Genomic DNA, 9,101 nt, shown 5'->3' on the forward strand with positions numbered 1-9,101 from the left:
GCTGTTACTCCCACACGCGCCACGGCGCGCGATTGGACGACCAGAGGGTTTCGAGATGATTGCGGTCGCGCAGTGTGTCCATCGGCTGCCAGAACCCGTCGTGGCGATAGACGCTCAACTCGTCGCGGTCGACCAGCGTTTCCAGCGGGCTGTTCTCCCACACGGTAGTGTCGTCTTCGATCACGTCGATCACGCGTGGGTCCAGCACAAAAAAACCACCGTTGATCAAACCGTCGCCATCCAGCGGTTTTTCGCGGAAGCCGGTGACGTGTTCGCCTTCCACCCGCAACGCGCCGAAGCGGCCGGGCGGTTGCACGGCAGTGACCGTGGCAAGCCGGCCTTCGCGCTGATGCAGTGCGATGGCTGCGCCGATATCCACATCTGCCACACCATCGCCGTAGGTCATGCAGAACGCCGATTCGCCACGCAGATGTTCGCGCACGCGGCGCAGCCGGCCGCCGGTCATGGTCTGCGCACCGGTGTCCACCAGCGTCACCCGCCAGGGTTCGGCGCGGGTGTTATGCAAGGTGGTCGTATTGCTGCCGAGGTCGCAGGTCACATCCGATTCGCGCATGTGATAGTTCATGAAAAAATCCTTGATCACTTCGCCGCGGTACCCCAGACACACGACGAAATCCTGGATGCCGTGGTGCGCGTAGATTTTCATGATGTGCCACAGGATCGGTTTGCCGCCGATTTCCACCATGGGCTTGGGGCGGACGGCGGTTTCTTCGGAAATGCGCGTTCCCAGTCCGCCAGCCAGAATGACTGCTTTCATTGATACGTCCTTTGGGGCTGGAACCTTGCGTGATGCCGACGCACTGCGATGCAACGTTATGCGGTCATGCTCAGCACGGGTGCCGGCGGGCAGGCAGTGTGTTCGGCCATGGCCGCCAGGTTGTCGAGCATGGAAAAACGCTCGGCCATCAATGCCGGGCGAGGCAGCTGCAGCGTCTGCAGAATCTGCGCCCACCGGTGCGCCCAGTCGTGCCGGCGTAGCGATTGCACGGTGTTATGCAGGCGCGCGCGCTCCAGCCGGTCGCTCTGCTGTTCCAGATCGTGCAGAAACTGGCCGATATCGCGGACGTCTGATGGCAGCTCGATAACCGCATCGTCCCAATCGAAGAACTGCCGGAATTCCGGGCAGCCCTGCGCAGAGCCCAGCACGATCGCGCCGCCTGCGGCACCTTCGAAATAGCGCGTGGCCAAGGCCTGTTTTTTCACACCCTTGAAGAAGCCTGCCGTGTCGACAGTAAAGTCGTGGGCCATGAAGAACTTGGCGCGCTTGATCATGGCGCTCGATTGCAGGCGGTGCGCAGCCCAGTCCTGCACCGCACCGCCGCGTAGCACGTCGTGCAGATAGAAAAATCCTGGGTTGGCCTGTGCATGCGCCAGCAATTGTGCATGCACCTGCGGCACGCGCCGGCCAATGCTGACCACATCGATGCAGCGCTGTGGCGCACGCGGCAGTGGGGTTGCCAACAAGGTGTCGCACGCGCTGGCCAGAAACGACACCGGTGTGCTGGTGTAGCCACGCAGCGCATCCACGCAGCTGGCATTGAGCACGAAGACATGATCGAACTGATCGAGCAGTTTCAATTCGGTCTTTTGCGATTCCAGCAGCTCAGGCCAGGTTTCCAGCAGGTACACCACACGCGTGCGGCAGCGCTTGCGCCAGCCGTCCATGCGTCCGAGCGCGCTCAGCTCTCTGGGGAACTGGCACACGTAGAAAAACAGGTCGTAGTCCTGCTCGACTTTGCGTGGCTGTGCATTGGAGAGGGCAGGCCGCCCACTCAACCGATGCAGCGCAGAGGCGCCGCGATGCTTCAGTTCGTTGAGCAGATACGACACACCCGGATTGACTCCGCGCCCGCTGGTGTACTCCGCTGCGGGCGGGCACAGCAGGTCTGCATGTTCCAGGCTGCCGATGACATTGAGCAAGGCATAGGCCTGCCCATTGAAGGCCTCTGGCCAGGCCTGGTAATTGGAGGCCAGCAGGACCGAGCGCGTTGCGTCCATCGATACTCCTTCGGTGATCGCACCTGCCAACCGGCCGCGACTGCTTTTACTCGGGTGGGTGAAACAACGCACGCCCCAGACCAAGGCCAGGAAAACGTTCGTCGCCTTGCATCACTGTGCGGTTCAACATAACCCGACCTAAATATAAGAGCAGATAGTGAGAAAAGAGTGATACCGGTCGCGACAATCCTGTGCGCTATGGTGTAAGCCCGCTGAGTTGCCGATGGTTTGAGGCCGAACATGCACGACGTTGAATGTGTGGTGGTGGGCGCAGGCGTGATTGGGCTGGCGATTGCGCGTCACCTCGCGCTGCAGGGGCGTGCGGTGTTGGTACTGGAATCGCAGGCCGCGATCGGCACTGGCAGCAGTGCGCGCAATAGTGAGGTGATCCACGCAGGTCTCTACTACCCGGCCGGGTCGTTGAAGGCGCAGTTGTGCGTCAGCGGCAATACCGTGTTGTATGCCTATTGCGAGCAACGTCATGTGCCGTATCGGCGTTGCGGCAAATTGATCATTGCGTGCGATCACGCGCAACGCGAACAACTCGACCGGCTGCATCACAACGCGGTGGCCAGTGGTGCGCACGGTGTTGTGCCGCTCAGTCAGGCGCAAGTGCGGGAGCGCGCGCCGCAGCTGCGTTGCGTTGCCGCTCTGGAGTCCACCGCCACCGGCATCATCGACAGCCATGCATTGATGCTGGCATTGCAGGGCGATGCCGAAGCGCACGGCGCCACCGTGGCGCTGCGCACGACGGTGGAATACGTCGAGCCAGGTGCAGCGGGATTTCGTCTTTCGATTGCAGGTGACGGCCATGCGCCGGTGTCGCTCACCTGCAACTGGCTGGTGAATGCGGCCGGCCATGGCGCGCCACCCCTGGCTGCCCGCACCGATGGTTTGCCCGCGCGTGCACAGGTGCGGGCCTACTTCGCCAAGGGCAGCTACTTCACGTTGGCCGGCCGCTCACCGTTTGGTCAATTGATCTATCCGCTGCCCGAACCTGGCGGCCTGGGCGTGCATCTCACCCTGGACCTGCACGGGCGTGCACGCTTCGGCCCTGATGTGGAGTGGGTAAGTGCGCCCGATTACCACTGCGAGCCAACGCGGGCAGACAGCTTTGTTGCGGCGATACGGCGTTACTGGCCTGGCTTGCCGGAGGGCGCATTGCAGCCTGGTTATTGCGGCGTACGACCGAAGATCAGCGGGCCCGGCGAGGCGGCCGCCGATTTCCGCATTGATGGGCCAGGCCTGCACGGCATCGGCGGGCTGGTGAATCTGTTCGGCATCGAATCGCCGGGGTTGACCTGCTGCCTGAGCATCGCCGCGCACGTGGCCGCGTTGCTGGAAGATCGCCCATTGCAGGCCAGCACTGGTAGCGCTACCCACGCATCGCCGCAAGCGGCAGGCACGTCCTGCTGACAGGAGTGCAAGATTTGCACAGCGAGCGCAGCCGTTTTTTCCGACACCCCATGTACGTGCACCGTGTGGCCTGCATTTGCGGGTTGGCACGATTGTTGCGTTGACCCCATTACCCAATGGCGTACCAACGAAGCATCGAGAGGAGGCACAGTGGAAGACGGACAGAACGTTACTCGTAGCCGGCGCGGCTTTGCCGCATTGGATCCTGAAAAGCGCCGCGTGTTGGCCAGCAGCGGTGGAAAAGCTGCCCACGCCAGCGGCAATGCGCACGAATTCACCAGCGACGAAGCACGTGAAGCGGGTCGCAAGGGTGGCCAGGCAGTCAGCCGCGACCGCGATCATATGTCGCGTATCGGCAGCAAAGGTGGCCGTTCCAAGCAGGCCAAGCCGCAGGAAGAAGCAGTCTAAAGCCGCCGTTCGGCGCGCCGATGGCGTGCCGGTGCGGATTGCAGCACGACAGGCTCTGCGTCAGCTGGATGCAGGGCCTGTTACGTTTTGGGAAGGCACTTCGCGATGTCATTCGAGGTCTGCAGGCACAAACGATTGCAGCACCCCATCGCTTGAGGTCGCCTGATAGCGATTGGATTGCAAAGGTGTGGTCTTGAACCTGTTGGTGCGCAACGCATCGGCAGGGGTGAGGAAAATTTTGCACACCTTGTGCGGCGCTGCCATCGATTGCAGGGAAATTCTTCACCCTCCCTGTCGCACCGCTGACAGTGTCTGCAGGATTTGCAGAGCTGGCCAGACCCTGATTCACTCGTGCCGGCCAATTCGCTGGGTCGTGATGTCAATTACATGTAGACGTCCCACTGCGCGCTCACCTGGTGCAGCCGTGTCTTTCATGCGGTGCGCGCCACGCTGGAGTCCTCGCACATAACCGGAGATGTCGCATGGCCGAACCCCAAGAAAATTTGATGGACTGGTTGCGCGATGCGCATGCAATGGAGCAGCAGGCCGAACAGATGCTCAAGGCCCAGGCGGCGCGCATCGAGCATTATCCCCAGCTCAAGGCACGTCTCGAGCAGCACCTGGAAGAGACGCTGGGCCAGCAGCGCCTAGTCGATTCCTGTATCGAGCGCCTTGGCGGTTCGCCGTCGGTGATCAAGGACACCATGGGCAAGATGGCCGCGTTCGGCCAGGCCATGGGCGGCATGACCACCTCCGACGAAATCGTCAAGGGTGCGATGGCCGGCTATGTGTTCGAGAATCTGGAGATCGCCACCTATACCGCGTTGCTCGGTGCAGCCAGGACGGTAGGCGATGTGCAAACCCAGCGCGTGTGCGAGCAGATACTGGAGCAGGAACATGCAATGGCCGACTGGTTGCTGGACTATCTGCCGCAGCTGACCGAAGAATTCCTGGTGCGGGATGCAACCCCGGGCGTCATTGCGAAGAAGTGAGCCGCAACGCGAGCCGCCGCGCCGTGGACCGGTAAACACAAAAGGCCCTGCGATGCAGGGCCTTTCTTGTTCCGACACAGGCCTGGGCGCGGCAGCATGCGCGATCCGGCACTGCCATGGACCGGCTTGTTCGCAACGCTTACCCTTGTCGGTCTTTCGACAAACGGTTGCAGTGATGACAGAGCACACGGCTTATCCGATCGGCAGTGCAGGGCACCCCTGGGGTGAGGCAGAGCGCAGTGCATGGCGTGCACGCCAGCTGCGCCAGCGCAGTTATGCCGACGATGTCGTGCAGCCCATCGAGCGCATGGATGCGCGCTTTGAACGCGTGCACTACGCAACGATCGGCGCGGCAACCGAACACTATCGGTTGATCGCACTGCGCACTGCCGACTGGGACCCTGCGCTGCCGTGTGCACTGGTCACCGGCGGTGTGCATGGTTACGAAACCAGTGGCGTGCAGGGCGCACTGCAGTTCCTGCAGCAACGCGCCGGCCACTACGCGGGCCGGATCAACCTGCTGGTGGCACCCTGCATCAATCCGTGGGGGTATGAGCGCATCCAACGCTGGAATGCCGATGCAATCGATCCGAATCGTTCCTTTCGCCAGGCCAGTCCTGCAGCAGAATCGGCCGCGTTGATGCAGCTACTCGCCGCACTGCCTGGGCAGATGCACGTGCATATCGATCTGCACGAAACCACCGACAGCGACGAAACCGAATTCCGCCCGGCGTTGGCCGCGCGCGACGGTGTTGCGTACGTGTCGGGCACTATTCCGGATGGTTTCTATCTGGTCGGCGACAGCGAAGATCCGCAGCCGGAATTTCAGCAGGCCGTGATTGCGGCGGTGGCGCAGATCACCCACATTGCGCCTGCCGACGCGCAGGGCCAACTCATCGGCGCACCTGTGGTGGGCCATGGTGTCATCAACTATCCGGTGCGGCGTCTGGGCTTGTGCGCCGGCGTGACGCAGGCGCGCTATCGCACCACCACCGAGGTGTATCCGGACAGCCCGCGTGCAACGCCTGCGCAATGCAATGCGGCGCAGGTGGCGGCGATCTGTGCGTCACTGGATTACGCGCTGGCGCATGCGTGAAGACGCGGAGCCGGGAAAAGCAGGTCACAACGAATTCGGAGATCAGCATGCCGCATGACACGGCCTGGCACGGTGGCATCTGGCTCAACCGGCCGAAGACAGTGGAGATCGATGGCGACACCTTGGAGGTGGTGACCGACCAGGCCACCGACTTCTGGCGCCAGACCCATTACGGATTTACCCGCGATAGCGGGCATTTTCTGGGTGTCACGGCTGCAGCGGGTTTCACCGCGCAGCTGCGCGTGCGCGCCCAATACGCATCGCTCTACGACCAAGCCGGCATCATGGTGCGCGTGGACAAGCAGCGCTGGGTCAAGGCGGGCATCGAACTCAGCGACGGGCGCGCAATGCTCAGCAGCGTGCTGACCAATCCGGTGTCGGACTGGGCGACCGGTCCCTACGAAGCCGATCCAAAGGATTTCTGGATCCGCGCCACCGTTGCCGAGGGTGTGTTGCGGCTGCAGATCTCTGCCGATGGACGCAGCTGGCCGTTGATCAGGCTCTGCCCGTTCCCGGTGGCCGACGCCTATCGGGTCGGGCCGATGTGCTGCACGCCGGAGCGCGCGGGGTTGAAGGTGCGCTTCTCCGACTGGACGCTGGGTCCACCATTGGGCAAGGCGCTGCACGATCTGAGTTGAACGCTGCGCTCACGGCAGTCGCTGCGCGGCCAGCGCCTGCGCAACGTAAGCGGCCACCAGGTGCGCTTCCATCGGGCGGGAAAGCAGATAGCCCTGCGCTTCGTCGCATCCCCAGCTACGCAACAGCGCGATTTCGTCGGCATGTTCGATGCCTTCGGCCACGGTGCGGTAGCCCAGCGCATTGGCCAGCCGCACCACCGCCTCGGCGCGCATCTGCATGCCGGCCTTGGTGGCAATGCCGGTGACCAGCGAGCGATCGAGCTTGAGCACGTTGACCGGCAACTCGGTGAGGTAACCGAAGTTGCTGTAGCCGGTGCCGAAATCGTCGATGGCCACGCTGACGCCGGCATCGCGCAGTGCGCGTAGCCGAGGGACTGCTTCCACATTGCTGCGCAACCAGCGGCCTTCGGTGATTTCCAATTCGATCCGCGAGGTGGGGATCGCCAGTTCCCTGCAGCGATTGATGACATCCGCAGCCAGATTGAGGTTGCCGAAATCGCGTGAGGACAGATTGATCGAGATCGAGAAATCCAGCCCCTGCGCCCGCCACTTGGCCAGCTGCACCAGCGCAGTTTCGATCACCCAGTTGGTGACGGTGCACATCAAGGCGGTCTTTTCGAACAGCGGAATGAATTCGTCCGGGCCGATCGGGCCAAGACTGGCGTGGTGCCAGCGCAGCAGTGCTTCGAAACCGGTCACCGACAGGTCGGCAAGGTCGATGCGCGGCTGAAACACCAGCCGGAAATCGCCGGCGTCCAATGCACGTTCTGCGTCCAATGCCAGGCGGTAAGAGCGTTGAATCGCATCGTCGTGCAGGGCGCTGTACCAGCACACGATGGCGTGGTTGTTGATCGCATCGCCCAACGCCACCAGCCCCTTGCGCATGACATCGTTGGTGTCGGGTTGCTGCGGTGCAAAGCGCACAACACCGGCGTGAAAGGTCAACGACATCGGCACGCCGGCCGCATCCATCGGCTGATGCAGCATGTCCCGCAGATCGAGCAACAGGTCTTCCATCTCGTCGGGCGCAGAGTTCAACAAAAAGAACGCAAACCGCATCGGTGCCACGTGATACACGGTGGCCTTGCCACGCAGTGCGCGGGTCAGCACGTAGCTGGCGTGCCGTATCAGCTCTTCCAACGGTTGCATGCCCAGCGCCTGGCGCGCTTCGTTGGCGGCCTGGGTGTCGTAGACCTCGATGAACGAGGCGATGGTCGGCACGCAGTGGCTGCCGAAGGCGAGGGCATCCAGATCCGATTGCAGCTGACGCGCATTGAGAAGGCCGCTATGCGGCTCGCGACGGCCGGCGCCGAATTGCAATTCAAGTTGCGCCGCCGCCACGTTGGCGAACATCAGCAGTTGCTGATGCTCCTGGCTGGCCAGATGGCGCTCACGCGTATCGATCACGCACAGCGTGCCGGAGACACCGGTTTGCGGCGTGCCGACCGGCACACAGGCGATGAAGCGCGCAGGCAATCCTGGGAAGGCTGCATCGCCGAGCTGAATCGGTGCCAGCGCGGAGTGGCCGATCAACTCCGAAACGCCGTTGGCGGCGGCATTGACCTGGCAGCACGACGCGATGGCCTGTTCGACATGGCCGATGCTGATGCCGCGCGCCGCCAGTACACGCAAGCGGCCGCCTTCGGTAATGGTCAGCGCAGCAGCGGGCGCTACCAATGCATGGCAGACCAGGCGTGCGATTTGATCGAGCGGCTCCATCCCGCCCAGGTCGATCGGCACTCCTGACCAGTCGGCATGCCGTTCCTGCGTTTTGTTGTCCAGAGCAAGCGTCATGTCATCAGAGTCCGTGTTGAAGATCACACACTGCATGGCTACTAGAAACAAACCGGAGTCATCGGCAGGTGACGAACATCTGGGATCTGATCCACATCCCATGCCCGATGTAATGCACGAAAAAACGGTATCACATCAGCAGGATCTGCAAGCGTTGTTTCAATAAGTTTCGCTCGCTGGAGATACTCGTTCGGCTGAGTTCTGAGGGCAATGTTCATTGGTATTAATCTAGAAAACGATTGTAGTGATTCTCCAAACGATTGCAATACAAGTCTCTTGGTTGCCGGCTGCATATACGAATTTTTGCATCGCAGCATCCTTTAATAAAATTCTATGCCTGTTGTTCGGTTCGCTAGCAAGGCCGTGCGCGCGCATCTGTCTGCTTTTAACTACCAGGCTCATCCAATCATATTCCGCATAGATCGTGGATAAATTCGCATTTTCACGGTGAAGCGGGTGGTGCATGGAGCGTGCGCCAATGCGGATGAGGCACGTCACTACCTCTAGCGAGCCCGAGCAAACCAGTCGACAGATTTTGTTTGTGTAGCGGATGAGTTTATGGTTAGTGATATTCCGCACAGTTTCAGCCGTGCCGCTTCGCCTATTAATCGCAGCATGTTCTTTATCGGGATTGGTATTAATCTCCTTCACGCTTGAACTACCCAGGTCTGAAGCAGTACGTCCTGTTTTAAACCGACTCAACCATTGGTCAACTCTCGTCTTTGAAGGCGCGTGCAT

At 61.5% G+C, this 9,101-nt stretch carries 9 protein-coding genes; 5 read left to right on the forward strand and 4 right to left on the reverse strand.

The annotated features are described in order from the left end of the window. Positions 1-4 precede the first annotated feature (4 nt). Both rfbF and FFY45_RS14265 read right to left on the reverse strand, forming a co-directional pair. Positions 5-778 carry a glucose-1-phosphate cytidylyltransferase gene (gene rfbF / locus FFY45_RS14260; RefSeq protein WP_176340926.1) on the reverse strand — a complete coding sequence of 258 codons (774 nt, stop codon included), beginning with the start codon at positions 776-778 and terminating at the stop codon, positions 5-7. 56 nt (positions 779-834) lie between these two features. Next, entirely contained in the window at positions 835-2,019 is a 1,185-nt protein-coding gene (locus tag FFY45_RS14265) for a glycosyltransferase family protein (RefSeq protein ID WP_176340927.1), read from the reverse strand. Positions 2,020-2,259: 240 nt separating this feature from the next. Here FFY45_RS14265 and FFY45_RS14270 point away from each other — a divergent pair, with 240 nt between their 5' ends. The 5 genes from FFY45_RS14270 (at position 2,260) to FFY45_RS14290 (ending at position 6,569) form a co-directional block, all read left to right on the forward strand. Beyond that, positions 2,260-3,435, forward strand: coding sequence for an NAD(P)/FAD-dependent oxidoreductase (locus FFY45_RS14270; protein ID WP_176340928.1), 1,176 nt, complete (start codon positions 2,260-2,262; stop codon positions 3,433-3,435). Positions 3,436-3,585: 150 nt separating this feature from the next. Then, positions 3,586-3,843, forward strand: a complete 258-nt coding sequence (locus tag FFY45_RS14275; RefSeq protein WP_023904015.1) for a KGG domain-containing protein — start codon at positions 3,586-3,588, stop codon at positions 3,841-3,843. A 482-nt stretch (positions 3,844-4,325) separates the two neighbouring features. Then, positions 4,326-4,835, forward strand: a complete 510-nt coding sequence (locus tag FFY45_RS14280) for a ferritin-like domain-containing protein (RefSeq protein WP_006451335.1) — start codon at positions 4,326-4,328, stop codon at positions 4,833-4,835. A 175-nt stretch (positions 4,836-5,010) separates the two neighbouring features. Then, entirely contained in the window at positions 5,011-5,931 is a 921-nt protein-coding gene (locus FFY45_RS14285; protein ID WP_176340929.1) for a M14 family metallopeptidase, read from the forward strand. A 47-nt stretch (positions 5,932-5,978) separates the two neighbouring features. Continuing rightward, a complete protein-coding gene (locus tag FFY45_RS14290) occupies positions 5,979-6,569 on the forward strand; it encodes a DUF1349 domain-containing protein (RefSeq protein WP_176340930.1) in 591 nt (196 codons plus the stop codon). Between the two features lie 9 nt (positions 6,570-6,578). Here the strand turns inward: FFY45_RS14290 and FFY45_RS14295 are convergent, their stop codons facing one another. After that, positions 6,579-8,390: an EAL domain-containing protein gene (locus FFY45_RS14295; RefSeq protein ID WP_176340966.1), complete on the reverse strand. Its 1,812-nt coding sequence runs from the start codon at positions 8,388-8,390 to the stop codon at positions 6,579-6,581. A 201-nt stretch (positions 8,391-8,591) separates the two neighbouring features. Next, the gene (locus tag FFY45_RS14300) at positions 8,592-9,101 is read right to left on the reverse strand and encodes a hypothetical protein (RefSeq protein WP_217902582.1); all 510 of its coding nucleotides are present in this window, start codon (positions 9,099-9,101) and stop codon (positions 8,592-8,594) included.

This window comes from Xanthomonas hortorum (assembly GCF_011305375.1).
GTDB lineage: Bacteria > Pseudomonadota > Gammaproteobacteria > Xanthomonadales > Xanthomonadaceae > Xanthomonas > Xanthomonas hortorum_E.

What these genes read in the sequence shown, in the direction of transcription:
- rfbF (WP_176340926.1), bottom strand. Translation starts at nt 778, where the DNA reads ATGAAAGCAGTCATTCTGGCTGGCGGACTGGGAACGCGCATTTCCGAA.
- FFY45_RS14265 (WP_176340927.1), bottom strand. Translation starts at nt 2,019, where the DNA reads ATGGACGCAACGCGCTCGGTCCTGCTGGCCTCCAATTACCAGGCCTGG.
- FFY45_RS14270 (WP_176340928.1), top strand. Translation starts at nt 2,260, where the DNA reads ATGCACGACGTTGAATGTGTGGTGGTGGGCGCAGGCGTGATTGGGCTG.
- FFY45_RS14280 (WP_006451335.1), top strand. Translation starts at nt 4,326, where the DNA reads ATGGCCGAACCCCAAGAAAATTTGATGGACTGGTTGCGCGATGCGCAT.
- FFY45_RS14285 (WP_176340929.1), top strand. Translation starts at nt 5,011, where the DNA reads ATGACAGAGCACACGGCTTATCCGATCGGCAGTGCAGGGCACCCCTGG.
- FFY45_RS14290 (WP_176340930.1), top strand. Translation starts at nt 5,979, where the DNA reads ATGCCGCATGACACGGCCTGGCACGGTGGCATCTGGCTCAACCGGCCG.
- FFY45_RS14300 (WP_217902582.1), bottom strand. Translation starts at nt 9,101, where the DNA reads ATGCACGCGCCTTCAAAGACGAGAGTTGACCAATGGTTGAGTCGGTTT.